At 73.3% G+C, this 24,329-nt stretch carries 18 protein-coding genes and 1 riboswitch; of the genes, 7 read left to right on the top strand and 11 right to left on the bottom strand.

Features of this window, described 5'->3' with window-relative positions; genetic code table 11:
• The first annotated feature begins 177 nt into the window (after positions 1-177).
• Positions 178-1,248 (top strand): M23 family metallopeptidase, encoded by a 1,071-nt coding sequence (locus tag ACQ9ZG_RS00875; RefSeq protein ID WP_109916069.1) that lies wholly within the window; start codon positions 178-180, stop codon positions 1,246-1,248.
• 72 nt (positions 1,249-1,320) lie between these two features.
• Here ACQ9ZG_RS00875 and ACQ9ZG_RS00870 read toward each other — a convergent pair whose 3' ends face one another.
• The 6 genes from ACQ9ZG_RS00870 to ACQ9ZG_RS00845 form a co-directional block, all read right to left on the bottom strand.
• Positions 1,321-1,791, bottom strand: a complete 471-nt coding sequence (locus ACQ9ZG_RS00870) for a DUF6389 family protein (protein WP_109916068.1) — start codon at positions 1,789-1,791, stop codon at positions 1,321-1,323.
• A gap of 148 nt (positions 1,792-1,939) precedes the next feature.
• Positions 1,940-2,764 carry an ECF transporter S component gene (locus ACQ9ZG_RS00865; protein WP_109916067.1) on the bottom strand — a complete coding sequence of 275 codons (825 nt, stop codon included), beginning with the start codon at positions 2,762-2,764 and terminating at the stop codon, positions 1,940-1,942.
• Positions 2,761-4,425, bottom strand: coding sequence for an ABC transporter ATP-binding protein (locus ACQ9ZG_RS00860; protein ID WP_499279648.1), 1,665 nt, complete (start codon positions 4,423-4,425; stop codon positions 2,761-2,763). Before ACQ9ZG_RS00860 ends, ACQ9ZG_RS00865 begins: the two co-directional genes overlap by 4 nt.
• Positions 4,422-5,612, bottom strand: coding sequence for an energy-coupling factor transporter transmembrane component T (locus tag ACQ9ZG_RS00855; RefSeq protein WP_499279646.1), 1,191 nt, complete (start codon positions 5,610-5,612; stop codon positions 4,422-4,424). The genes ACQ9ZG_RS00860 and ACQ9ZG_RS00855 overlap by 4 nt, the downstream gene beginning before the upstream one ends.
• 7 nt (positions 5,613-5,619) lie before the next feature.
• A complete protein-coding gene (locus ACQ9ZG_RS00850; protein WP_028417131.1) occupies positions 5,620-6,576 on the bottom strand; it encodes a hypothetical protein in 957 nt (318 codons plus the stop codon).
• On the bottom strand, positions 6,573-9,374 hold the full coding sequence (locus tag ACQ9ZG_RS00845; RefSeq protein ID WP_499279645.1) for a prenyltransferase/squalene oxidase repeat-containing protein: 2,802 nt from the start codon (positions 9,372-9,374) through the stop codon (positions 6,573-6,575). The genes ACQ9ZG_RS00850 and ACQ9ZG_RS00845 overlap by 4 nt, the downstream gene beginning before the upstream one ends.
• A 367-nt stretch (positions 9,375-9,741) precedes the next feature.
• Positions 9,742-9,818: riboswitch (cobalamin riboswitch) on the top strand.
• A 121-nt stretch (positions 9,819-9,939) separates the two neighbouring features.
• On the opposite strand from ACQ9ZG_RS00845, the gene ACQ9ZG_RS00840 reads away from it, so the two are divergent.
• The gene (locus ACQ9ZG_RS00840; protein WP_109916118.1) at positions 9,940-11,358 is read left to right on the top strand and encodes a prenyltransferase/squalene oxidase repeat-containing protein; all 1,419 of its coding nucleotides are present in this window, start codon (positions 9,940-9,942) and stop codon (positions 11,356-11,358) included.
• 32 nt (positions 11,359-11,390) lie between these two features.
• Here ACQ9ZG_RS00840 and ACQ9ZG_RS00835 read toward each other — a convergent pair whose 3' ends face one another.
• Positions 11,391-12,902, bottom strand: a complete 1,512-nt coding sequence (locus tag ACQ9ZG_RS00835; RefSeq protein ID WP_499279643.1) for a short-chain fatty acyl-CoA regulator family protein — start codon at positions 12,900-12,902, stop codon at positions 11,391-11,393.
• A gap of 389 nt (positions 12,903-13,291) precedes the next feature.
• Between ACQ9ZG_RS00835 and aceA the strand changes: the two genes are divergently transcribed.
• The 5 genes from aceA (at position 13,292) to pgm (ending at position 20,454) form a co-directional block, all read left to right on the top strand.
• Positions 13,292-14,572 (top strand): isocitrate lyase, encoded by a 1,281-nt coding sequence (gene aceA / locus ACQ9ZG_RS00830; RefSeq protein WP_109915922.1) that lies wholly within the window; start codon positions 13,292-13,294, stop codon positions 14,570-14,572.
• A 228-nt stretch (positions 14,573-14,800) separates the two neighbouring features.
• Complete coding sequence (gene aceB, locus ACQ9ZG_RS00825) at positions 14,801-16,393, top strand: malate synthase A (protein ID WP_109915924.1); 1,593 nt, start codon at positions 14,801-14,803, stop codon at positions 16,391-16,393.
• Complete coding sequence (locus ACQ9ZG_RS00820) at positions 16,390-17,268, top strand: 3-hydroxybutyryl-CoA dehydrogenase (protein ID WP_109915926.1); 879 nt, start codon at positions 16,390-16,392, stop codon at positions 17,266-17,268. Before aceB ends, ACQ9ZG_RS00820 begins: the two co-directional genes overlap by 4 nt.
• A gap of 254 nt (positions 17,269-17,522) precedes the next feature.
• The gene (locus ACQ9ZG_RS00815) at positions 17,523-18,596 is read left to right on the top strand and encodes a chitinase (protein ID WP_109915929.1); all 1,074 of its coding nucleotides are present in this window, start codon (positions 17,523-17,525) and stop codon (positions 18,594-18,596) included.
• Between the two features lie 214 nt (positions 18,597-18,810).
• Positions 18,811-20,454 carry a phosphoglucomutase (alpha-D-glucose-1,6-bisphosphate-dependent) gene (gene pgm, locus ACQ9ZG_RS00810; RefSeq protein ID WP_109915500.1) on the top strand — a complete coding sequence of 548 codons (1,644 nt, stop codon included), beginning with the start codon at positions 18,811-18,813 and terminating at the stop codon, positions 20,452-20,454.
• 104 nt (positions 20,455-20,558) lie between these two features.
• Here pgm and ACQ9ZG_RS00805 read toward each other — a convergent pair whose 3' ends face one another.
• The 4 genes from ACQ9ZG_RS00805 to dhbC are packed head-to-tail and all read right to left on the bottom strand — an operon-like array spanning position 20,559 to position 24,311.
• The gene (locus ACQ9ZG_RS00805; protein ID WP_258312167.1) at positions 20,559-20,789 is read right to left on the bottom strand and encodes a phosphopantetheine-binding protein; all 231 of its coding nucleotides are present in this window, start codon (positions 20,787-20,789) and stop codon (positions 20,559-20,561) included.
• A 5-nt stretch (positions 20,790-20,794) separates the two neighbouring features.
• Complete coding sequence (locus ACQ9ZG_RS00800) at positions 20,795-21,427, bottom strand: isochorismatase family protein (RefSeq protein WP_109915498.1); 633 nt, start codon at positions 21,425-21,427, stop codon at positions 20,795-20,797.
• A 50-nt stretch (positions 21,428-21,477) separates the two neighbouring features.
• A complete protein-coding gene (locus tag ACQ9ZG_RS00795; protein WP_109915497.1) occupies positions 21,478-23,109 on the bottom strand; it encodes a (2,3-dihydroxybenzoyl)adenylate synthase in 1,632 nt (543 codons plus the stop codon).
• Positions 23,106-24,311, bottom strand: a complete 1,206-nt coding sequence (gene dhbC, locus ACQ9ZG_RS00790) for an isochorismate synthase DhbC (RefSeq protein ID WP_028417111.1) — start codon at positions 24,309-24,311, stop codon at positions 23,106-23,108. The genes ACQ9ZG_RS00795 and dhbC overlap by 4 nt, the downstream gene beginning before the upstream one ends.
• Positions 24,312-24,329: the final 18 nt, after the last annotated feature.

Raw genomic sequence — 24,329 nt, 5'->3', positions numbered from 1 at the left:
TGACCCGGAACGCCAATCTTTGGCAGGTGCACGCCAAGTTGCGCGGAGGGGGCCGGTGCGCCGACCCCCTCCGTCAGGAACTCCGGCGCCACCGCCGGCCGCCGCGGCCGGGCCGTCCGCCGCACCGATCCCCGGCACGCCTCCGGCTCCTCCCCCTCCGCGAAAGGAAGACCACCCGTGTTCTCCGGACTGTCCATAAGAATCACCGTCGCCGCCCTGGCCGTCACCGGGCTCCTCGCCGTCGCCCCCGTGGCAACGGCGGCCCCCGACGCCTCCACGGCGGCGACCTCCGCCGACGTCGTCGTCAGGATGCCGTCCGCCGTCGAGGACCGCCTCGGCGCCGACAGGGGGAAGCTGATCGACGCCGTCTCCGCGGACGTCCTCGCGCGGTCCCACGATGCCGAGGGCCTCGCCCCGGAGGCGGCCGTCGCCGAGCTCGCCGACGAGGGCCGCAAGGTGGTCGTCGACGTACGGACCGTCGCCGGCGACTGGGCCCGGGGCGTGGCCTACGTCGAGGCCTCCCGTGCGCGGCACGGTGAACCGGAGGGCTGGCTCTACATCGCGCACCGGCAGGACGGGCGGTGGGTCCCGGGCCTGGAGGGCGACCGCGAGTTCGCCGCGTATGTGGCCCGTTCCCCGCTCGTGGGCGAGGCGGAGCGGCGGAACATGACGGCGTACGCGGAGCGCAGGACCGAGCCGCGGGCCGGGGCGGCGGAGGTCGGCATCACGGCCAACACCAACGGCCTGCTGCTGCCCTGGATGCCCGACTACTACATGACCCTCACCGGCGGTCCCCACGCCCATGACGGCGGGTCCGGCTACTGGAGCGCCCTCGACTTCGCCGGCGGCAACGCGAGCGGACTGGTCCGCTCGTCACGTGAGGGCACGGCGACCTCGATGTGCGGTGCCGGGGGCGGCTGGACCCGGGTCATCCACCCGGGCGGCTTCTCCACGGACTACTACCACATGCGGAACACCACGTACTACAACGGGACGTCGATCGCCCGGAGCGCGCTGCTGGGCACCATCGGGACCGACACCTGCGCCGGCGGCTCCGCGACCGGCGCGCACGTGCACTGGAGCCTGCGCACGTACGACGCCAACTACAACGGCCAGTACACCTGGCTGAACGGCCGCACCATCGGCGGCTGGGCCTGGTGGAACGGTTCCGGCCAGTATTCCGGCTGCGGCACCCGGCTCGGCGTCACGGCCTGCCCCGGCACGGCGATCTACAACCGTACGAGCTGACGACCGTACGAAGTGACGACCGTGCGGGCTGACGACCGCACGGGCTGACCGTCGCCCGTGGTGCCGACGGGCTCAGCGGCCGGGGCCCACCGGGCGGTGGTCCTGCGTCCCGCCCGGCGTGGTGACCTCCCAGAACAGGGCGGTGGCGTCGGCCGGGACGAGCGGGTCGATCCACTCCGTGACGACGTCGAACAGGACGTTCTCCAGGAGCGCGGCGGACCAGGAGGCGGGCCGCTCCGGGACCGGTGGTTCCCAGCCGGTCCCGGTCCGGACGACGGCGAAGAGTTCGCGCTCCTCCCCGAGCCGGCGGTCCAGTGCGAAGGAGTCCGCGCCCTCGAACCGCGCCCACACCGCGAACGTGCCCTCGCCGTCCTGGTCGGGGAACACGTCGACGACCACCCCGTCGGTCCGTGCCGTCGCGGTGTCCCGGACGGCTTCGAGCCGACGGGCCACCGCGGCCGACGCCGTGTCGAGCACCCGCCGCAGCTCGGCACGGTAGCGGGCGGTCTCCGCCTCGTCCTGGTGTCCCTGGGATGGTTCCACGGGCCCAGGATAGGCGGACGCGTCCGTACGGCATCCGGCGAGGCGGTCCGGGGGCCCGGCCGGCCGACCACTCCCCGGGCCCGGGCACTCCGGGACGGCCCCCGCGCCCACCCCTTCGGCCCCACGGGCCTACCCTTTGCCCCCGCAACTACCCCTTCGGCCCGGCGAACCGCACCGGGGCCCGGAAGCGCGCCTTGCGGGCGGCCCGGCGGAACGTGGTGAGGACCGCCGGGCCCGCCAGGGTGATGCAGAGGAAGTTGGTGACGGCCCGGCCCGTGTCCCAGCCGAGCGAGGTCGCCACGTCGAAGGCGAGGTAGCGCTGCCACTGCTCGGTGAAGGGGAGCCCGGGGAGATAGGCGATGGAGCTGTTCGGGTCCACCGAGAACGGCCAGAAGGACAGGTTCAGCAGAAACCCGAAGAGGTATCCGGAGAGCGAACCGTAGACCGCGAGCATCAGCACCTCGCGGCGGCCCGTGGCCCGGGGCAGCAGCCCGGCGAGCATCCCGACGAACGCGCAGCCGAACATCTGGTACGGCATCCACGGCCCGACCCCGCCCGTGATCAGGGCGGAGGCGAAGAGCGAGGTGCAGCCCAGCGTGAAGCCGAACCCCGGACCGTAGACCCGGCCCGCCAGGACCAGCACGAAGAACACCGTCTCGATCCCCGCCGTGCCCGCGCCGAGCGGGCGCAGCGCCGCGTTGACGGCGGAGAGCACCCCGAGCATCGCCAGGGCCTTGGAGTTGATGCCGCCCTCGGAGATCTCGGAGATCACCACGCACAGGACGAGCACCAGCAGGACCCCGAAGATCAGCGGTGGGGCGTAGTCGGCGCCCAGCCTGCCCGGGGCGACCAGGAACGGCCAGAAGAAGGCGACCAGGCCGAGGAAGGCCGCCAGGGCGATGACGATCCCGGCGCGCGGACCGATCCGGATGGCACCCGCCGACCGCTCGGTGAGCGGCGGAAGCTCCGTCATGCGCCCGTCCCCTCCTCCGGCAGCACGGACGCCACTTGATCAACCGTCAGGTACGGGAGCGGCGCCAGGATCTTCGCCACCTGCGGGGCGAAGACCGGCGAGGCGACGATGACCTCCGTGGTCGGGCCGTCCGCGACGATGTCGCCCTCCGCCATCACGACCACCCGGTCCGCCGCCCGCGCCGCGAACTCGACGTCATGGGTGGAGATCACCACCGACCGCTCCTCGGCGGCCAGTTCGTCCACCATCGCGACGAGCTGGGTCTTCGCCCGGTAGTCCAGCCCCCGGGTGGGCTCGTCCAGCAGCAGCACCCGGGGCGCCGCCGTCAGCTGGATGGCGAGCACCAGCGCCAGCTTCTGCCCCTCGGAGAGATCGCGTGGATGCGTGGCGCCGTCGATGCCGGGCGCCAGCCGGTCCAGGATCGCGCGGGCGGAGGGCCCGCCGCCCGCCCCGGCCGCCGACTCGGCGTCCGCCTGGTCGAGTTCCTGCTCGACGCTCTCCAGGTAGAGCAGATCGGTCGGGGTCTGCGGGACGAGACCGACGAGCCGTCTGGCCTCGGCGGCGGAGAGCGACTTGGGGTCACTGCCTTTCGCCGCGGCCGCCTCCTTGCTCGAACCCACTGCGACCGAACCGGACTTGCGCGGCCCCGACCCCTGGAGGGCCCACAGCAGCGACGACTTGCCCGAGCCGTTGCGGCCCATCAGGGCGGTGATCTCGCCGCCCCGCAGATCGAGGTCCACCTCACGCACCGCCGCCACGCCCCGGTACGCCACCGTGACCCCGCGCGCCGTGAGCAGCGCCGGGCCCGGGGTCTCCGGCACCGGTCGGACGGGCTGCGGCGGAGGAGCGGCCGCCAGGGTGGTGCGCAGCGGGGCGGCGGCCCGGCGGGCGTCCCGTACGGAGAGCGGCAGCGGTGACCAGTGCGCGGCGCGGCCCAGCTCCACGATGGGCGGCGCGATCGACGACGTGGTGAAGATGTCCGCCGGGGCGCCCGAGACCACGAGCCCGTCGCCGGGGAGGTGGATGACCCGGTCCGCGTACTGCACCACCCGCTCCAGCCGGTGTTCGGCCAGCAGCACCGTGACCCCGAGGTCGTGCACCAGGCGGGTCACGGCGGCCAGCACCTCCTCCGCCGCCGTCGGGTCGAGCGCCGAGGTGGGCTCGTCCAGGACCAGGACGCGGGGGTGCGCGGTGAGGACCGAGCCGATGGCGACCCGCTGCTGCTGGCCGCCGGAGAGTTCGTACAGCGCCCGATGGCGCAGATCCGCCAGCCCGAGCAGATCGAGGGTCTCCTCCACCCGCTTGCGCATCACCGCCGGGGAGATCGCCAACTGTTCCATCGCATAGGCGAGTTCCTCCTCCACCGTGTCCGTGACGAAACCGTCCAGCGGGTCCTGCCCGACCACGCCGACCACATCGGCCAGCTCGCGCGGCGGATGGTCGGCCGTGGTGCGGCCGTCGACGGTGACCGTGCCGTAGAGCGTGCCGCCCGTGAAGTGCGGCACCAGCCCGTTGACCGCGCCGAGCAGTGTCGACTTGCCGACCCCCGTATGCCCCACCACCAGGCAGAGTTCGCCCTCCTCGACGGTGAGGTCCACCTCCCGCAGGACCGGCTCGTCGGCTCCGTCGTACTCCACGGTGACCTGGTCGAAGGTGATCATGCGGCTTCCTCGGTGCGCGGTGCGGAGACGTACGGGACGGGCTTGGCGGGCGGCGGAGCAAGGAACCCGGCGGCCCCGGCCAGCAGAATGGCGGCGGCCGGGACGGGCGGCAGCGTCGGCCAGGTGAGCGGGTAGTAGCTCGGGTTCAGCGCGGCCGGGTCGTATCCCACGTTGCCGAAGAGCAGCACTGCCGAGAGCACCCCGCACCCCGCCACCGCCCACTCCGCGAACCGCCAGGGATCGGGCCGGTACGTCGTCCGCGTCACCCGGCGCCCGCCGAGCCGCAGCCCCGCCAGGCAGAGCACCGAACCGGCCGCCAGTGCGGGCAGCCCCAGCAGCTTCGGCGCGGTCGGGTCGAGGAGCCCGTACGCCCCGGCGCAGAGGCCGCACATGCCCGTGAGCATCAGCGCCCCGGTCAGCCGGCGCGAGCCGCGCGTGGCCGAGCCCGCCCGCCCGTATCCCCGCGAATCCATCGCGGCGGCCAGCCGGAGCGAGCGCTCCAACGCGTCCTCCAGCACGGGTACGACGATGCCCCGCAGCGCCTTGAGCCCCTTGTTGCGGCCGGCGCGCAGCCGGCGGGCGCGCGAGACGCGCTGCACGCTCTGCACCAACTGCGGTGCCACGCTGATCGATACGGTGACGGCCACCCCCAACTCGTAGAGCGCGCCCGGCAGGACGCGCAGCGCCCGCTTCGGGTTGGCGAGGGTGTTCGCCGCGCCGATGCAGCAGAGCATGCAGGCGAGCCGGAGCCCGTCCGTGGCGGCCGACAGCAGCGCCTCCAGCGAGACCGGGCCGCCGAGTTGGATGCCCGCGTACCAGTCCGGGGTGGGAATGCGGGGCAGCGAGAAGAGGTGGTGGTCGGTCGGCCGCATACCGGTGGCGAAGACGGCCCGGAAGACCACCCGGATCGCGACGACGGTCAGCGCCAGATAGAGGTAGTACTTGAAGCCCCGCGCCCAGGGGGCCTCGGTCCGCCGCACGGTGATGACGTAACCGAGCACGGCGAGGACCAGGAAGAGCAGCAGCGGGTTGTTGGTCCGGCTGACGGCGGTCGCCAGGGCGAGCGCCCAGATCCACCAGGCCAGCGGGTGCAGGGTGCGCGGCAGCCGCCTGCCGCCGGTGTCCGGCCCGGGGGCTGACACCGGCGCACCGGCTTCCGGCGGTCTCGCGGCGGCGGTACGGGTCATGCGGGCGTCACTCCGCACGGCGGCGGCGCTTGGCGGCGAAGACGGCCGCGCCGCCGATCACCGCCACCAGACCGGCCGTCGCCGCGAGCGGCACCACCGAGCCGGAGTCGTGCTCGGCGTCCGGAGCCGGGGCGGCGTCCACCACCTTCGCCTCCCCGCCCGGCGCCGCGACGGCCTCTCCCGCCGATGCGGAGGGGGACGCGGAGACGCTGGGGGAGGGGGACGGAGAGCCGGAAGGGGACGCGGACGGGGAGGTGCTGGCGGACGCGGACGGCGAAGGGGGCGCCGGAGCCGTGGTGGGCGGCGGTGGTGGAGCCGCCGGGGCGCCGTCGCCCGGCTGTTCCGTCGTCCGTACGGGATCGGGCTGCGGCTTCGGCTTCGGCGGGGGCTGCGGGGCCGGATCGCCGCCCGTGGGGCGGGTGTTGTGGGCGCGCAGCTGGTTCGGCGTGAGCGTCGGGCGGCCCTTCGTGCCCCCGATGTCCGTCCCGCCGAAGATCCAGAGATCCACGCTGCCGGGCCTGGGCCTGTAGCTCATGGCGCCCAACTGGCTGTACTCCCAGGTGTTCTGCCCGGGGTTGGCGTGCCAGTACGACCAGTAGGCGGAGGCGGGCGGGGTGAGGACGCAGTCCTCCTGCTGGGGCGTCGGGTACTGCCTGCCGCCCTGGTGGCCGCTGTAGCCGATCCGGCAGATGAACGCCGGACCGTCGTGCCCGGTGCCGGTGGTCCGCCAGCCGCCCTGGTTGAGCAGCTCGTAGCCGGTCGTCGGTGTCGTACCGCAGGAGCGGTAGACGGGACCGCCCCAGTGGCTGAAGTCCACGGCCAGCACGACACCCGACGACGTCGTGCACTGCCCGATCGGCTGCGGGGCCGCGGCGGCCGGGGCGGCGGGCGCGAGCAGCGCCGCGCCCGCGAGCCCCAGGGCGGCCACGGCATGGCCGACCGCCCGGCGGAGGCGGGACCTCACAGCCCACCGCCCACGGCCGTACGCCGGTTGCGGGCGACCGCGACCGCGCCCCAGCCCGCCAGCACGAGCACGGCTGCCGCCGCCGCCAGGCCGAGCGCCTGACCGCCGGTCGACGCGAGGCCGCCACCGCCTCCGTTGCCGCCGCCCGGACCGTTGGCGTCCACGATGCCCGGTCCGCCCGAGGAGCCCGCGCTGTCGCCCGGTGTGACGATCACAGGGGAGGAGGCGGAGGGGGACGGCACCGGGTTCGGGGTCGTCCCTTCCAGGGAGCGGGTCAGCACACCGAACGAGATGCCCGTCGAACCGCCCACCGCCTGCGTCGAGGCTCGCAGGTCGGAGCCGCGCTGGCCCTCCTCGGCCACGTTGAAGCCGCCGTCCGCGTTCTGCTGCGAGGCCAGGAACTTGCGCGCCTTCGCGATCTGGGCGCTGTACTTCCCGGCGTCCAGGGAGAGGCCCTGCACGGCGAGCGCCGCCGAGTTGACCGAGTTGCCCGCCGCCCCCGGGAAGCCGCCGTCCGGCAGCTGCTGGGCGGCGATCCAGGCCAGCGCCCGGTCCACGGCCCCCGCGTGCGTGTCGCCGGGGACCAGGTCCAGGGCCATCGCCGCCATCGCGGTGGAGTCGACGTCCGCGTCGCCGGTCGGCGGGACCAGGCTCGGCCAGGCGCCCGTGTCGGTGTGCTGCAGCCCGGCCAGATAGCCGAGCGGCGCCTCGGCCGCCTTCGTCTCTCCCGCACGCAGCTGGGCGATGACGCCGAGGGACTGGCCGAACACCGACATCGCGTAGGCGTAGGCGCCCTTGTCGGCGCAACTCCGGTCCGGCTGGGGGCTCTTGGCGGTGCAGACCGCGTCGGCCAGACCGGCGATCAGATCCTTCCCGCCGAAGTCGCGCGGGTCCCGTTCGACGACCTGGGCAAGGACCGCCGCCTTGCCCATCGAGCCGCCCATGGCGTGCGCGGAGCCGGCGTTGGTCCAGTCGTGGACCGTACGGGCTTCGCCGTCCTTGCCGCCCTTGTCCAGGAAGTCCACGACCGTGCGCAGCGCGTCGTTGTCGTGGCCGGTCGCGGCGAGCGCGAAGGCGCCGTCGATGGTGAGGCCGAAGTCGGCCCGGGTGGTGGACCCGCCCGCCGCGTAGTAGCGGCCCTGCCGGAGGTTGGCGGGGCTGGTCAGATAGGCGACGGCCTTCTTCAGGTCCGGGCCGTCCCCGGCGGGCGGCGGCGTCGTGGGCGGTGCGGTGGTGGGCGGGGTCGTCGGGGGAGTGGTGGGCGGGTCGGTGGGCTCGGGCGCCTTCGTGGTCAGCGTCACCAGGCTGGTGCCGGTGCCCGCCAGCACGGCGGGGGCCGTCGCGTAGAGCGCGCCGGACTCGGCGCTCTCGTCGAACCCGAAGCCGCCGTCGGCCAGTTGCTCCCGGGAGAGCCACCAGACCGCCGCGTCGGCCGCCCGCGCCTCACCGAGCGCGCGCAGCGCCTGCGCCGCGTAGGCGGTGGCCGCGACGGAGCCGGTGGTGGCACCGTTGTACGGGGGGAACGCGCCGCTCCTGAGCTGCGCCTTCTTCAGGTACGCGACCGTCTTGGCCACGGCCGCGTCCTGGCCCCCGGCCTCGTCCAGCACCAGGGCCACCAGACCGGTGGTCATCGGGTCGCCGTCGCAGTGCTCCCCGGGTCCGATGAGGATGCTGGTCACCGAGCCGTCCTCGCAGACCAGTTGGGTCAGCCGGGTCACCGCATCGGCCGGCGGCACCACCCCGCCGCGCAGCAGCGCCAGCACGGCCAGCGCCTGCCCGTCGCCGTACGCGGCGCCCCGGAAGTCGCCCTTCGCCGTGCACCCCGGGGCCGGGCCCGAAGCGCAGACGTTCTTCTCCAGGTCACCCAGCAGATCGTGCCCGCCGAAGGCGCGCGGGTCGCCCTCGGTGACCGCCGCGACCAGCGCGAGCCGGGCCGCCGCAGGGGCGTCGGGCGCCTCCTCCGGGCCCGCCGGGTAGGCGTACTCGGTGGCGCCGGAGGCGAGCCTGGCCACCACCTTGTCCAGGGCCGCGCTCCTCCCCCCGGCGGCGGCCAGCGCGTACGCGGCCTCCGTGGTGAGGAAGTAGTTCGGGGTCTCGGCACCCTCGTCCACCACATGGGAGCCGTCGTGCAGCTGCTCCGACACCCAGCGGGCGGCGGCCGGGACGTCGATCTTCCCGACCGGCACGCTCGGCCCGTCCGTCGGCGTCGGCGTGGGGCCCGGGGTCGCGCCCCCGCCCGCGCGCACGTCGTCCGGGGTGAAGGAGGGCCGGCCGGTGGAGCCGCCGACGTCGGTGCCGCCGAACACCCAGGCGTCCACATCGCCCGCCTCGGGCTTGCGGTCCATGGCTCCCAGCGGGCTGTAGGACCAGCCCGACTGGCCGGGCGAGGCGATCCAGTACGACCAGTAGGCGGTGGCCTGCGGGGTGAGCACGCAGTCCTCGGTGAGCGGAGTCGGGTACCGCGTACCGGAGTCGAAGGAGGCGGTGCCGATCCGGCAGATGAAGCCCTCCCCGTCGTGCCGGGTGCCCTCGGTGGTGAACCCGCCGTCGCGCAGCAGCTCGTACCCGGTGGTCGGCGTGGTGTCGCAGCCACGCACCACCCCGCCGCCGAACGGACCGAAGTCCACGGCCACGACGGCGCCGTGCGTCGGTGTGCACTGCTCGACCGGGTCGGCGGCGGCGGGAGCGGCACCGGTGACGAAGGCGAGGCCCGCGGCGAAGGTCACCGCCGCCGCCGAGAACAGCGACAGGAGTCTTCGCCCGGCCGCGCGCCGGTCATGTTGCTGTGCGGTCCCCACCACGGCCCCTCGTGTCGTCCGGGCGGCCTGTGCGTGGCGGAATGCCCCCTCGTGGACGCGGCCGCGCAAGGGGCCGCCCACAGGGAGCTGTTCGAACCACGCCGTAGTCCGCGACGGCGTTTCTCGCTGACGTTCCAGGCCCCAGGCATTCCGGCTCGCCCGCGCGGTGGCGGGCCTACGGTTGCGGGTCAGCGCCGGATTCCGACCGGCTTCCCCTGAGGCTGAGTGCTTATCAGGCGGATTGGAACACGCTCTCGAAGAGAGCGTCAAGGTGGCTTACGTCTCGTTCCCCTCGCGCCCCCCGTGCGCTCCCGGCCGTGCCTGGCGCGCCCCCGCCGCCTCGGGTAGCGTCCTGGCCTGCCACGAGGGGGAACCCGGTGCGAATCCGGGGCTGACGCGCAGCGGTGTGGGACGGCAGGGGGCCGCTCCCGAGCCCGAATGCCCTGCTGGCAGCTGTACCAGCGAAGCCGTACCCACGCGTTCGGGCGTCGGCCACCCACCTCTGCCCGTGTGTGGACGCGGGGGCGGGCGGTGCCGTGCGCCCCTCACTCCAGGAGCAGGCAACATGCCCCGTTCTCTCACCTCCCGTACGTCCCGCCGCATCGCCCTCGTGGTGCCCGCCGCCCTGGGGGCCTTCGTCCTCACCGCGCTCCCGGCCGCGGCGACCTCCACCCCCGCCCAGATCGCCACCTCGAAGACCAACGGTGTGGCGTACCTCAAGTCCCTCCAGGCCGCCGACGGTTCGTACGCGGGCTCCGGCCTCTCCAACGAGTGGGCCTTCAGCGCCTTCGCCGCCGCCGGGACGGCCGCCGTGGATGTGACGCCCGGCGGCGACGCCACGAAGAACGCCCGGACCGTCTACCGCAACCTGCTCGCCACACCCGGCTGGCCCTCCGCCACCCCCGTGGTCACCGACTACCAGCGCGGCACCCTCAACGCGTACGCCGCCGGGATCGACCCCGCCCGGGTCTCCGCCTCGCGCAACCTCATCGCCGACATCTACGGCTACTGGCAGAACGCCGAGGCCGGCTACTTCGGCCCCTCCGCCAACTACAACGGCACGGTCTTCGCCGCCCTCGCGCTGAGCGGCGCCAGAACCCAGGCGGGCGCCCAGCGCGTGCCGCAGGCGCTCGTCGACAAGATCGTCACCCGGATCCGCGCCAACCAGCACACCGACGGCGGCTGGACCTACGCCAAGGCCGAGGGCAACCCGACCGAGCTGGCCAAGCCGGGCGACATCGACATGACGGGCGCCTCGATGGCCGCGCTCTGCTCCTCCGGCGTCCCCAACACCGACCCCGACATCGTCCAGGCCAAGGCGTTCCTCAAGAGCAAGCTGATCAACGCCTCCGGCGCCTTCAACGCCATGTACGGCATCAACACCAGCTCCAACGGCTGGGCCGTCTCCGGCCTCAACGCCTGCGGCATCAACCCGCAGACCGGCGACTTCCTCACCTCCATGGGCAGGACCCCGATCGACTTCCTGATCGCCAACCAGTACAACCCGGCCGGCGGCTTCAAGTACCAGCCCTCGGACACCAGCCCCTCCGCCTACTCCTCCACCGACGCCCTGCGCGCCGTCGCGGGCGGCGGCTTCACCGCCGCCCCGCCCACCCCGGTCACCTCCGGCGCGCCCACCTGGGTCGCGGCGAGCGGCTTCACCTCCGGTACGGCGACCAAGCTGGCGCTCACCGTGGACGACGGCACCGGCACCCTGAAGGTCTGCAACGTGGCCCTCACCCCCACCGGCACCACGACCGACCTCGGCACCGTCCTGGCCGCCGCGTCCACCGCCGCCACCCCGGCCGGGTGCGTCACCTCCGTGGTCCCCTCCTCCGGGACGGGCGCGATCACCTCGGTCAACGGCAAGGCCAACGCCGGTTCGGCGACCTGGAAGGTCTCCGTCGACGGCTCGGCGTTCGCCGGGGCCACCCGCGACAAGGTGATCAACGTGGGCGACACCATCGCCCTGCGCTACTCCTGACCGAGGCCGGTGCCGGGGGCCCGCATGCCGCTTCAGGCGGGCGGCGCCCCCCGCACCGGGTACGGCACGAACGTGCTGGTGTTCTCGTCGATGGCCAGCGGCTGCCCCAGCGGAGGCACCGCGCGCTGCGGGCAGTCCAGCCGCTCGCAGATCCGGCACCCCATGCCGATCGGGGTGGCCGCCGAGGCGTTGTCCAGATCGAGCCCGTCGGAGTAGACGAGCCGCCCCGCGTGCCGGATCTCGCAGCCGAGGCCGATCGCGAACGTCTTGCCCGGCTCGCCCCACCCGCCCCGGTGGCGCGTCACCGCCCGCGCGGTCCAGAGATAGCGCTGCCCGTCGGGCATGGCCGCGATCTGCACATGGATACGGCCGGGAGCGGCGAAGGCCTCGTACACGTTCCAGAGCGGGCAGGTGCCGCCCGCGCGGGAGAAGTGGAACCCGGTCGCGGACTGCCGTTTCGACATGTTCCCCGCCCGGTCCACCCGGACGAAGGAGAACGGCACCCCGCGCAGCCGGGGCCGCTGGAGCGTGGAGAGCCGGTGGCAGACCGTCTCGTAACCGAGCCCGAAACGGTCGGTCAGCCGCTCGATGTCGTACCGGACCTCCTCCGCCGCCGTGTGGAAGGCGCGGTACGGGAGGATCAGCGCGCCCGCGACGTAGTTGGCGACCCCGATGCGTGCCAGCGGCCAGACCGCCGACCCCTCGTCGTAGTCCTCGGACGCCAACCGCGCGATCTCCGCGCCGTGTTCGAGCAGGGCCAGCTGGGTGGCCATCCGGAACGCCTGCTGGCCGGGCCGGAGCCGGCTGGAGAGGTACAGCACCCGCGCGTCCGGGTCGTAGTGGTGCAGCCGGCCCGTGTCCGGGCGCGGGGGAGCGGCCCGGGGCCCGGTCCGGGAGGCGCCCCGGTCGCCGCGGCCCGGCACCTGCCCGTGGCCCCCGGACCGGCTCTGCCGGTCGTCGGCGGTGGCCAGCCGGATGCCGTGCCGCTCGGTGAGCCGGGCCGCCAGTGCCCGTACTACCTCACCCGGACGCACCCCGATCTCCGCCGCCAGCTCCTCCGCCGCGAGGTCCGCCTCGTGCAGGTAGTTCTGCCGCCGGTAGAAGAACTCGCGGATCTCCTCGTGCGGTGAGCGCGGCGGCTCGGTCCCGCCGCCGCCCCGCAGCTCGGCGGCCTCCGCGAGCCGCCCGGCCAGCGCCTGGTTGCGGCGGCCCAGGTCCAGCAGCACGTTCGCCACCCCCGGCAGCCGGGAGGCCAGCTCGGACAGCTCGGCCGCCGAGACCCGCGCCGCGCCGACCTCGTCCGCCAGCGCCTCGCGCAGATCCGCCAGCACCCGGGTGGTGTCCCGCTCCGAGAAGAAGCCGGGGTCCACTCCGAACGCCTCGGTCAGCCGCAGCAGCACCGGCACCGTCAGCGGGCGCGAGTCGTGCTCCATCTGGTTGAGGTAGCTCGGCGAGATCGCCAGCATCCGGGCCAGCTCCGCCTGGCTCAGCCCGCGCTCCTCACGCAGCCGGCGCAGCCGCGCGCCCGCGTAGGTCTTGCTCATGCCGGAGCCCTCCGAGCGGTCATCAACATGTCGACAACCCTAGCTGCCATACGGTCTCCGAGACCCTTCGCAACCTTGGCAGAGTGGGCCGGAAGATTCGCAGAACTTGGCATGCGTCCCCCGTTGATGGCACTCAGTGCCACTGTCAGAGTTGTTCCAGCGGCCCACCGGGCACCGGCTCCGGGCCGGGATTCCGAGCACGATTTCACGCCCTGACGTCGTACTCCTCGGGATCCCGGACCGGTCGGCCGGGCGCATTGCTGACCGTTCCACCTCGGAGGTCCGGTGGGCCGCACCCAGGCATCGCGTCACTCGGTGACGCTGCTTCGCACCCTTCACACGACGCACCGTTCACACGATCGACCCACACGACTTCGGGAGTAAACGCCATGGCGCAGGCAAGGACGACGGCGGAAGAGCTGGCGCAGCGGTGGGCGAACGACCCCCGCTGGAAGGGCATCGAGCGCACCTACAGCGCGGAGGACGTGGTCCGGCTCTCCGGCAGCGTCCGCGAGGAGCACACCCTCGCCCGGCGCGGCGCCGAGCGGCTCTGGCGCCAGCTGCACGAGCAGGACTACATCCACGCGCTCGGCGCCCTGACCGGCGGCCAGGCCGTCCAGCAGGTCAAGGCCGGCCTCCAGGCCATCTACCTCTCCGGCTGGCAGGTCGCCGCCGACGCCAACCTGGCCGGCCACACCTACCCCGACCAGAGCCTCTACCCGGCCAACTCGGTGCCGAGCGTGGTCCGCCGCATCAACAACGCCCTGCTGCGCGCCGACCAGATCGCCACCGCCGAGGACGCGGGCGACACCACCGACTACCTGGCCCCGATCGTGGCCGACGCCGAGGCCGGCTTCGGCGGCCCGCTCAACGCCTTCGAGCTGACCAAGGCGATGATCGAGGCCGGTGCGGCCGGGATCCACTACGAGGACCAGCTCGCCTCCGAGAAGAAGTGCGGCCACCTCGGCGGCAAGGTCCTCGTCCCCACCGCCCAGCACGTGCGCACCCTCAACGCGGCCCGCCTCGCCGCCGACATCGCGGACGTCCCGACCCTGATCGTGGCCCGCACCGACGCGCTCGCCGCCAACCTCATCACCAGCGACGTCGACGAGCGCGACGCGCGGTTCATCACGGGCGAGCGGACCGCCGAGGGCTTCCACCGCGTGCAGAACGGCATGGCGCCGGTCATCTCGCGCGGCCTCGCCTACGCCCCGTACGCCGACCTCATCTGGGTCGAGACCGGCACCCCGGACCTCGCCCAGGCCCGCGAGTTCGCCGAGGCCATCCACGCCGAGCACCCGGACCAGATGCTCGCGTACAACTGCTCGCCCTCCTTCAACTGGCGGGCCGCCCTCGACGACGACCAGATCGCCAAGTTCCAGCGCGAGCTGGGCGCGATGGGCTACCGGTTCCAGTTCATCACCCTGGCCGGCTTCCACTCCCTCAACCACGCCATGTTCGACCTGGCGCGCGGCTACGCCGAGCAGGGCATGACCGCCTATGTCGACCTCCAGGAGCGGGAGTTCGCCGCCCAGGCGCAGGGCTTCACCGCCGTCAGGCACCAGCGCGAGGTCGGCACCGGCTACTTCGACCAGGTCTCCACCGCCATCAACCCCGCCTCCTCGACCACGGCGCTGACCGGGTCCACGGAGGAGGAGCAGTTCCACTAGGGGGTGTCTTGCCGATCATGCCGGGCTCGCGGGGTCCGGTGCCGCACCTCGCGGCGTTGTCGTCACTCGCCGACGCTCCGCGTCGACTCCCTCCTCCGCCTTGCGACGCACGGCACCGGACCCCGCTCCCTGATCCGCCCTGATCGACAAGACACCCCCTGGAAGCCCCGGCCGGCAGCGGGGGCGCCCACCCCCGCATCCCGCCCGCACCCCGCTGAGGAGACCCGCATGACCACCCTTGCCACGACCGGCCGCGTCCAGGTCCTCGGCGCACCGGGCGACCGCCACGAGGAGGTCCTCACCCCCGAGGCCCTCGACTTCATCGCCCGGCTCGACGCGGCCTTCGCCGCCCGCCGATTCGACCTGCTCACCGAGCGCCGCCGCCGCTCCGCCCTGCTGCGCGGCGGCACCCCGCTGGACTTCTCCCGCGCCACCAAGCCGATCCGCACCGACCCCGACTGGCGGGTCGCCCGCCCCGCCCCCGGCCTCACCGACCGGCGGGTGGAGATCACCGGCCCGCCCGAGCGGCGGATGGCGGTCAACGCCCTGGGCTCCGGGGCCCAGGTGTGGATGGCGGACTTCGAGGACGCCACCTCGCCCACCTGGGAGAACATCGTCCAGGGCCAGCTGACCCTGATCGACGCCATCGACCGCCGCATCGACTTCACCGCCGACAACGGCAAGGAGTACCGGCTCACCGACCGGCCCGCCACCATCATGGTCCGGCCGCGCGGCTGGCACCTGACCGAGAAGCACCTCGTCATCGACGACCGGCCCGTCCCGGCCGCCCTCGTCGACTTCGGCCTCTACTTCTTCCACTGCGCCCGCCGCCAGATCGACGCGGGCAGCGGACCGTACTTCTACCTGCCCAAGCTGGAGAACCGGTACGAGGCCCGCCTCTGGAACGACGTCTTCCTGCTGGCCCAGGACCTCCTGGACATCCCCCGGGGCACGATCCGCGCCACCGTCCTCATCGAGACGATCACCGCCGCGTTCGAGATGGAGGAGATCCTCTACGAGCTGCGCGAGCACAGCGCAGGCCTCAACGCGGGCCGCTGGGACTACCTCTTCAGTCTCATCAAGAACTTCGCGCACCGCCCCGACTTCGTCCTCCCGGACCGGGCCACGGTCACCATGACGGCCCCCTTCCTGCGCGCCTACACCGAACTCCTGGTGCGCACCTGCCACAAGCGCGGCGCCCACGCCATCGGCGGCATGGCCGCCCAGATCCCCGGCGGCTCCCCGGAGGCCGTGGAAGCGGCGCTGGCCAAGGTCCGGCTCGACAAGGAGCGCGAGGCCGAGGACGGTTTCGACGGCTCCTGGGTCGCGCACCCCGGCCTGGTCCCGGTCTGCCGGACCGTCTTCGGCGAGGTGCTGGGCGACCGGCCGCACCAGCTGGAACGCACCCGCGACGACGTCCACGTCACCGCCGAGGAACTGGTCGCCGTACGCCGTACCGCGGGTCGTCCGACCCCGGAGGGGGTGCGTGACAACATCGCCGTCACCCTGCGCTACTACGACGCATGGCTGGGCGGCCGGGGCGCCGTGGCCCTCAACGGGCTCATGGAGGACGCGGCGACCGCCGAGATCGCCCGGGTCCAGATCTGGCAGTGGCTCAAGCACCGTACGGTCGCCCGGGAGACGGTGGAGCGCCTCTTCGAGGAGGAACTGGCCGCGCTCGGCACCACCTACCCATGGGCCCGGCTCGACCAGGTCCGCGACCTCTTCGAACGCACCGCCCTCGCCAAGGAGCTGCCCGCCTTCTTCACCACGGAGGCGTACGCACGCCACCTCGTCGGCCGCCCGGCGGTGCGGGCATGAGCGCGCGCACCGCCCGCATCACGCGGGTCGGCGTGGTCGGCGGCGGCCAGATGGGCGCCGGGATCGCCGAGGTCTGCGCCCGCGCCGGGCTGCACACCGTCGTCTGCGAGGCCGATGCCACCGCCGCCGACCGGGCCCGCGAACGGGTCGCGATCTCGCTGGAACGAGCCGTCCAGCGCGGCAAGCTGGACCGCCTGAGCGCCGAGGACGCCCTCGGCCGGCTGACCTTCACCGGCGACCTGGATGCCCTGGCCGACCGCCGGCTCGTGGTCGAGGCCGTCGTGGAGAACCCCGAGGCCAAGACGGAGGTCTTCGCCGCCCTCGACAAGATCGTCGAAGACCCGGAGGCGATCCTGGCCACCAACACCTCCGCCATCCCCGTCATGCGCCTCGGCATGGCCACCCACCGCGCCGACCACGTCCTCGGCCTGCACTTCTTCAACCCGGTCCCCGTGCTCCCGCTGGTGGAGGTCGTCCCCTCGCTGCACACCGCGCCCGCCACCGTCGCAGCCGCCGAGGAGTTCGTGACCTCCGTGCTCGGCAAGACCGTCGTCCGCTCCCAGGACCGCTCCGGCTTCGTCGTCAACGCGCTGCTGATCCCGTACCTCCTCTCCGCGATCCGCATGGCCGAATCCGGCTACGCGACCGCCGCCGACGTCGACGCCGGGATGGAGCTGGGCTGCGCCCACCCGATGGGCCCGCTCAGGCTGGCGGACCTGATCGGCCTGGACACGGTGGCCTCCATCGCCGTATCGCTCTACGAGGAGTTCAAGGAACCGCTCTACGCCCCGCCGCCGCTGCTGCAGCGGATGGTGGAGGCGGGGCTGCTCGGCCGGAAGGCCGGCCGCGGGTTCCACACGTACGACCGGGGCTGAGGGGCCCGGGTCCGGGCCGCGGTTGAGGGACCGCGGCCGGTGCCGAGCGGGGTGCGGAGCAGTTGACTGTGCTGCTTCCCACCCCGCCGCGGTGTGTTTCCGCCACTTCCGCCACGGTGATCGAGGCTTGGTCCAGACCTCTTGACCGAAGGTCTGGACCATTCTACGGTTTGGCAGGGTCACGACATAGGGCGGGGCCGGGCGAACCCTTCGTCCGGCCGACGGCGGACCCGGGCAGGAAGGACATACGGATCATGAGCCGTACCTCACGACTGCTGGGCCTCGGGCTGGCCGCGGCGCTCGTCGTACCGATGCTGGTCGGAGCGGCCCCGCCGAAGACCGCCCAGACTCCCTCCAAGGCTGCCGCCGCCGAGACCTGTGCGGTCAAGTCCAAGCCCACGGGCAAGGTGCTCCACGGGTACTGGGAGAACTGGGACGGCGCCGCCAACGGCGTGCACCCGCCGCTCGGCTGGATCCCCATCACGGACTCCCGGATCACCCAGCACGGCTACAACGTCATCAACGCGGCCTTCCCCGTCATCCGCTCCGACGGCACCGTCCTCTGGGAGGACGGCATGGACAACACCGTCAAGGTCGCCACCCCCGCGGAGATGTGCCGGGCCAAGGCCTCCGGGCTCACCCTCCTCATGTCGATCGGCGGGGCGACCGCCGGGATCGACCTCAGCTCCAGCGCGGTCGCCGACCGGTTCGTCGCGACCGTCGTCCCGATCCTGAAGAAGTACAACTTCGACGGCATCGACATCGACATCGAGACCGGCCTCGTCGGCACCGGCAACATCAACCAGCTCTCCCCGTCGCAGGCCAACCTCATCCGCATCATCGACGGCGTCCTCGCCGCCATGCCCTCGAACTTCGGCCTCACCATGGCCCCCGAGACCGCGTACGTCACCGGCGGCAGCGTGGTCTACGGCTCGATCTGGGGCGCCTACCTGCCCGTCATCAAGAAGTACGCCGACAACGGGCGGCTCTGGTGGCTGAACATGCAGTACTACAACGGCAGCATGTACGGCTGCTCCGGCGACTCCTACTCCGCCGGTACGGTCGCCGGCTTCGTCGCCCAGACGGACTGCCTGAACCGGGGGCTCGTCATCCAGGGCACCACCATCAAGGTGCCCTACGACAAGCAGGTCCCGGGCCTCCCCGCCCAGCCCGGCGCGGGCGGCGGCCACATGTCCCCCGCCCTCGTCTCCCAGGCCTGGAACCACTACAACGGCTCCCTCAAGGGTCTGATGACCTGGTCCATCAACTGGGACGGCTCCCGGAACTGGACCTTCGGCGACAACGTCAAGGCGCTCCAGCGCCGTTGACCCCCGCACGCCCCGCCGTGCCGCGCCCCCGGTCCGCCCCGGCCGGGGGCGCGGTGCGTCCGGCCGCGACGCCACCCCCGTACGGAGGGCGACCCGTCGCGCACCCGGGCGGGGCGAGGAGACAGAATCGGGTACGGATCGGGGCGATCGCCCACCCCGGGACGACGGCCCGCACCCCAGGGCCGACGACGACGAAGACGCAAGAGGAGACCCGATGGCGCACGCACGGGCCGGGCAGCCGGCACAGTCCGCAGACCTGGTCGACGTGGCTCGGCTGGTGACGGCCTATTACGCCCTCCACCCCGACCCGGCCGAACCCGCCCAGCGGGTCGCTTTCGGCACCTCGGGCCACCGCGGCTCCGCGCTCGCGGCGGCGTTCAACGACGACCACATCGCCGCCACCACCCAGGCGATCTGCGACTACCGGGCCCGCCAGGGCACCGACGGGCCGCTCTTCCTGGGCGCCGACACCCACGCCCTCTCCGAGCCCGCCCGGACCACGGCCCTGGAGGTCCTGGCCGCCAACGGGGCTACCGTCCTCATCGACAGCGAGGACGGCTACACCCCGACGCCCGCCGTCTCGCACGCCATCCTCACGTACAACCGGGGGCGCACCGAGCACCTGGCCGACGGCATCGTGGTCACCCCGTCGCACAACCCGCCCGCCGACGGCGGCTTCAAGTACAACCCGCCGAACGGCGGACCGGCCGCATCCGACGCCACCTCCTGGATCCAGGACCGGGCCAACGCCCTGATCGAGGCGGGGCTCGACGGGGTCCGCCGCATCCCGTACGCCCGCGCGCTGGCCGCCGGCACCACCCACCGGCACGACTTCCTGACCGCGTACGTCGACGACCTGCCGTCCGTCCTGGACCTGGACGCCGTAAGGGAGGCGGGCATCCGGATCGGCGCCGACCCGCTCGGCGGCGCCTCCGTCGCCTACTGGGGGCGCATCGCGGAGCGCCACCGGCTGGACCTCACCGTGGTCAACCCGCTGGCCGATCCCACCTGGCGGTTCATGACGCTGGACTGGGACGGCAAGATCCGGATGGACTGCTCGTCGCCGCACGCCATGGCCTCGCTCATCGAGCAGCGCGACGCCTACACCATCGCCACCGGCAACGACGCCGACGCCGACCGGCACGGCATCGTCACCCCCGACGGCGGGCTGATGAACCCCAACGACTATCTGGCCACCGCCATCGACTACCTCTACACCCACCGCGAGGCCTGGCCCGCCGGAACGGGCATCGGCAAGACGCTGGTCTCCTCCTCGATGATCGACCGGGTCGCCCAGGACCTCGGCCGCACCCTGGTGGAGGTCCCGGTCGGCTTCAAGTGGTTCGTCGACGGGCTGTACGACGGCAGCCTCGGCTTCGGCGGCGAGGAGTCGGCCGGCGCCTCCTTCCTCCGCCGCGACGGCCGCGTCTGGACCACCGACAAGGACGGCATCCTGCTGGCGCTGCTCGCCGCCGAGATCACCGCCGTCACCGGCTCCACCCCCTCCCAGCGGTACGCCCAGCTCACCGCCCGCTTCGGCGACCCCGCCTACGCCCGCGTGGACGCGCCCGCCACCCGCGAGGAGAAGGCCGTCCTCGCCAGGCTCTCCCCGCAGCAGGTCGAGGCCGACACCCTGGCGGGCGAACGCATCACCGCCGTCCTCACCGAGGCGCCCGGCAACGGCGCGGCGATCGGCGGCCTCAAGGTCTGCACCGACAGCGCCTGGTTCGCCGCCCGCCCCTCGGGCACGGAGGACGTCTACAAGGTGTACGCCGAGAGCTTCCAGGGCCCCGACCACCTGGCCCGGGTCCAGGAGGAGGCACGCGCCCTGGTCTCGGAGGCGCTGGACGGCGCCTGATCCGGCAGGCGGCCCCCATGCGTGCGTGAACGAGGAGAGGGTGGTGCGGACCCGGCACTGCCGGGTCCGCACCACCCTCTCGACAACCGTCCGCCGCCGTCCGCTCAGCCGGTCACCCCGAGCAGCGGCGCCCAGGCATCCAGGGCCGGCTTCTCGGCGAGGTCGGCGAAGGCCACCTCGATCCCGTGGTCGCGGCGCCAGGCCGCCGCCAGGGACATCAGGCGGACGGAGTCCAGCCCGTAGTCGACGAGGTTCTCGTCGAGCGGGATCTCCTCCGGCTCCTCGCCGAGGATGTCGGCGACATCGGCGCGCAGCTGTTCCAGCGTCAGGGACACAGCGGTCACTCTCCTTCGAAGACGGCTCGGGTGGTGGTGACGACGGCGCACTTGCCGGCCGCCCAGCGCAGCGCCATCGCGTGGTCGTCGGCCGAGAAGTCCGCCACGGCGTCGGCCACCACGAACGCCTGGATGTCCTGCATCCAGGCGTCGCACGCGGTCATCAGGACGCCGATGTGGGCGTAGACGCCGGTGATGACGATCTGGTCGCGGCCCTGCTCGCGCAGCCGCTCCAGCAGATCGGTGCGGACGAAGCCGCTGTACTTCCACTTGGTGAGGACGGTGTCGCCCTCCTCGGGCGCCACCTCGTCCGCGATGGCCGCCAGGTGCTCGTCGGCGGGCAGGCCGGGGCCCCAGAAGTCCTGCTGGAGCCCGCGCTCCTCGGGGCTCTGGCCGCCGCGCTGCGCGGTGTAGAGGACCGGGACGCCCAGGCGCGCCGCGTCCTTCTTCAACTCGGCGACATGTGCCAGGAGTTCGGGTACGGGGGCGGCCCGGCGGTCGTACGCCGTCAGGAAGTGGTTCTGCAGGTCGTGGACGAGCAGCACCGCGCGCGCCGGGTCGACGGTCCAGTCGACCCGGTTGGCGGGCAGCTCGTCCGTGGCCGGCATGGGGTAGGGCGTGATGGCGGGCAGGGCCATGGTGGAGAGGGTTCCGTTCGACAGGTGCGGGAAGCGTGCGGGAGGGGAGGTCAGAGGGACGGGGAGGCGGTGCGGGCGGCGGCGTTGCGCAGGTCCTTCTTGGAGACCTTGCCCACCCCGGTCTGCGGGAAGGCGTCCACGAACTCGACCCGGTCCGGCACCTTGAAGGCGGCCAGCCCCCTCTCCCGTACGAACCGTTTGACGGCCACGGCCTTCAGCGGTCCGGCCCCCGGGCGCAGGATCACGTACGCGCAGACGCGCTCGCCCAGATACGGGTCCGGCTCGGCCACCACGTTGGCGTCGTGCACGGCCGGGTGGGCGAGGATGTGGTTCTCCACCTCCTCGGCCGCGACCTTCTCGCCGCCCCGGTTGATCTGGTCCTTGGCGCGCCCCTCCACCACGATGTGCCCGGTCTCCGTGACCCGGACGACGTCGCCGGTGCGGTAGAAGCCGTCCTCGGTGAACGAACGGGCGTTGTGCTCGGGTGCGTTCCAGTAACCGCGGATCGTGTACGGGCCCCGGGTCAGCAGGTGGCCCGTCTCGCCGGGAGCCACCTCCCGGTCCTCGTCGTCGACGACCAGGATCTCGTCGTCCGGTGAGATGGGCAGGCCCTGCGTGGTGACGATGGTCTCCACCGGGTCGTCCAGCCGGGTGTAGTTGACCAGCCCCTCGGCCATCCCGAAGACCTGCTGGAGCGTGCAGCCGAGCGCGGGGCGCACCCGGCGGGCGGCCTCCTCGCTGAACTTGGCGCCGCCCACGAGCAGCACGTCCAGGGAGCCGAGGTCGTGCGGGGAGCCCGGCGCGGCCTCGGTCCACAGCAGCGCCAGCGGCGGGACCAGACCGGTGATGGTCACGCCCTCGCTCTCGATGAGCGGGAAGGCCACCTCGGGGGAGGGCTGCGGGCAGAGCACCACGCGCGCACCGGCGTACAGCATGCCGAGCGAACCGGGGGAGGAGAGCGGGAAGTTGTGGGCGGCGGGCAGCACGCACAGGTAGACGCTGTTCTCGTCGACCCCGCAGATCTCGTTGGAGCCCCGGAGCGAGTAGATGTAGTCGTCGTGGGTGCGCGGGATCAGCTTCGGTACGCCGGTGCTGCCGCCGGAGAGCTGGAGAAAGGCCAGGTCGTCCGGGCGCGGCCCGCCGTGGCCGACCGGCTCCTCGGCCACCTCGGCCAGCGCCTCGAATGCGCCCGGGTCGCCCTGGGCGACGAACACGTGCTTCAGCGTGGGCACTTGGGCACGGGTCCTGGCCGCGAGCTCGCGGTAGTCGTAGCCGCCGTGCTCGGCCGCGACGACGTAGGCGACCGCTTCGGTGAACTCGCAGAAGTAGGCGATCTCGGTCTCGCGGTGGGCCGGCAGCGCGAAGACGGGCAGCGCGCCGATCCGGAACAGGGCGAAGATCACCTCGAAGAACTCGGCGATGTTGGGGAGTTGGACCACCACCTTGTCGCCCTCGGTGATGCCGCGGGCGAGGAGACCCGCCGCCAGCCGGTCGGCCCGCCGGTCGAGATCCGCGTAGGTCCACCGGCTTCCCGCCACCGGGTCGACGATCGCGACCCGGTCCGGGTGCTCCTCGGCGCGCCGGCGCAGCATCCCGCCGAAGGTCTCCCCACGCCACCAGCCGGCCGCCCGGTACTTCTCGGCGAACCCGGCGGGCCAGGTGGGAGCGGCTTGCGTACTCACAGCTCGGCTCCCACGGCGCTCAGGAAGGTGCGGAACTTGGCGCCGGTCTCGGCGGTCTCCGCCTCGGGCTCGGACGCGGCCACGACGCCCGCGCCCGCGTAGAGGCGCAGGGTGCGCTCCTCGGCCTCGGCGCAGCGGATGGTGACGACCCACTCGCCGTCGCCCTCGGCGTTCCCCCAGCCGACGACTCCGGTGAAGAAGCCGCGGTCGAACGGCTCGGTCTCGGCGATGACCTGACGGGCCGTCCGCGTCGGCGTGCCGCACACGGCGGGCGTCGGGTGCAGCGCCATCGCCAGGTCCAGTGCCGAGGTGCCGGGGGAGGTGAGCGTGCCGGTGACGGTGGTCGACAGGTGCCACATGGTGGCGGTGCGGATCAGCGTCGGGCGGGCCGGGACGGTCATGCCGGTGCAGTGCGGGGCGAGTGCCTGGTGGACGGCGTCCACGACGACGGCGTGCTCGTGGAGGTCCTTGACCGACTCCAGCAGGGTCGCGGCCCGGCGGACGTCCTCGGCGAGGTCGTCGCTGCGCGGGGTGGACCCGGCGAGCGGGTTGGAGACGACCTGGTTGCCCCGGCGGGAGACCAGCAGTTCGGGGCTGGCGCCGATCAGGGTGCGGGCGGGGCCGGTCGGCAGCGCGAAGGTGTAGCCGGAGGGGTCGCGGCGGGCCAGGCGCTGGAGCATGGCGGGCAGGTCGAGCGGGGCGTCGGAGGTCAGCTCCAGGGTGCGGGCCAGCACCACCTTGCTGAACTCGCCGCGCCACATGCGGGCCACAGCGGCGGCGACGCCCTCGCCGTACACCTCGGGCTCGGGGACCGGCCGGATCCGCCAGTCCGCGGTGGCCGAGGAGCCCGCGGGCAGGGCGATGAGCGGGTCGGAGGCGAGCGGCGGGGCGGAGCGCACGGTGGCCGGTACGTGGAGCGCGGCCGGTGCCGTGTGGTCGAACGGGATGGCGCCGATCACCACGGGCGACTCCTGGCCCGCGGCGACGGCCTCGGCCAGGGTGGCGTCCACCCGCTCGGTCAGAGGTCTCCCGTCGTGCGGGACTCGGCGTCCCGTGCCGCGTGCGAGCAGCGTGCGACCGGGGGTGGCGAGGAAGTGGTCGCCCGGTGCGTAGGTGTCCAGGAGGGAGGTGGCCGCTCCTACGGCGGGGTGGGCCGGATCGGCCGGGGGGACGTGCGTGGCGACCTGGGATGCCGTCGACACGGGGACTCCATTCTCGAT

Origin of the sequence: Streptomyces araujoniae (genome assembly GCF_050871195.1) — a bacterium.
Classification (GTDB): Bacteria; Actinomycetota; Actinomycetes; order Streptomycetales; family Streptomycetaceae; genus Streptomyces; species Streptomyces bacillaris.
This window is presented reverse-complemented; position numbering and strand designations above follow the sequence as displayed.

Excerpts from the sequence above, each read along its gene's own strand:
- pgm (WP_109915500.1), top strand. The coding sequence starts at position 18,811 with ATGGCGCACGCACGGGCCGGGCAGCCGGCACAGTCCGCAGACCTGGTC.
- ACQ9ZG_RS00840 (WP_109916118.1), top strand. The coding sequence starts at position 9,940 with ATGCCCCGTTCTCTCACCTCCCGTACGTCCCGCCGCATCGCCCTCGTG.
- ACQ9ZG_RS00855 (WP_499279646.1), bottom strand. The coding sequence starts at position 5,612 with ATGACCCGTACCGCCGCCGCGAGACCGCCGGAAGCCGGTGCGCCGGTG.
- ACQ9ZG_RS00860 (WP_499279648.1), bottom strand. The coding sequence starts at position 4,425 with ATGATCACCTTCGACCAGGTCACCGTGGAGTACGACGGAGCCGACGAG.
- ACQ9ZG_RS00835 (WP_499279643.1), bottom strand. The coding sequence starts at position 12,902 with ATGAGCAAGACCTACGCGGGCGCGCGGCTGCGCCGGCTGCGTGAGGAG.
- ACQ9ZG_RS00815 (WP_109915929.1), top strand. The coding sequence starts at position 17,523 with ATGAGCCGTACCTCACGACTGCTGGGCCTCGGGCTGGCCGCGGCGCTC.
- ACQ9ZG_RS00800 (WP_109915498.1), bottom strand. The coding sequence starts at position 21,427 with ATGGCCCTGCCCGCCATCACGCCCTACCCCATGCCGGCCACGGACGAG.
- aceA (WP_109915922.1), top strand. The coding sequence starts at position 13,292 with ATGGCGCAGGCAAGGACGACGGCGGAAGAGCTGGCGCAGCGGTGGGCG.
- ACQ9ZG_RS00865 (WP_109916067.1), bottom strand. The coding sequence starts at position 2,764 with ATGACGGAGCTTCCGCCGCTCACCGAGCGGTCGGCGGGTGCCATCCGG.
- aceB (WP_109915924.1), top strand. The coding sequence starts at position 14,801 with ATGACCACCCTTGCCACGACCGGCCGCGTCCAGGTCCTCGGCGCACCG.
- ACQ9ZG_RS00820 (WP_109915926.1), top strand. The coding sequence starts at position 16,390 with ATGAGCGCGCGCACCGCCCGCATCACGCGGGTCGGCGTGGTCGGCGGC.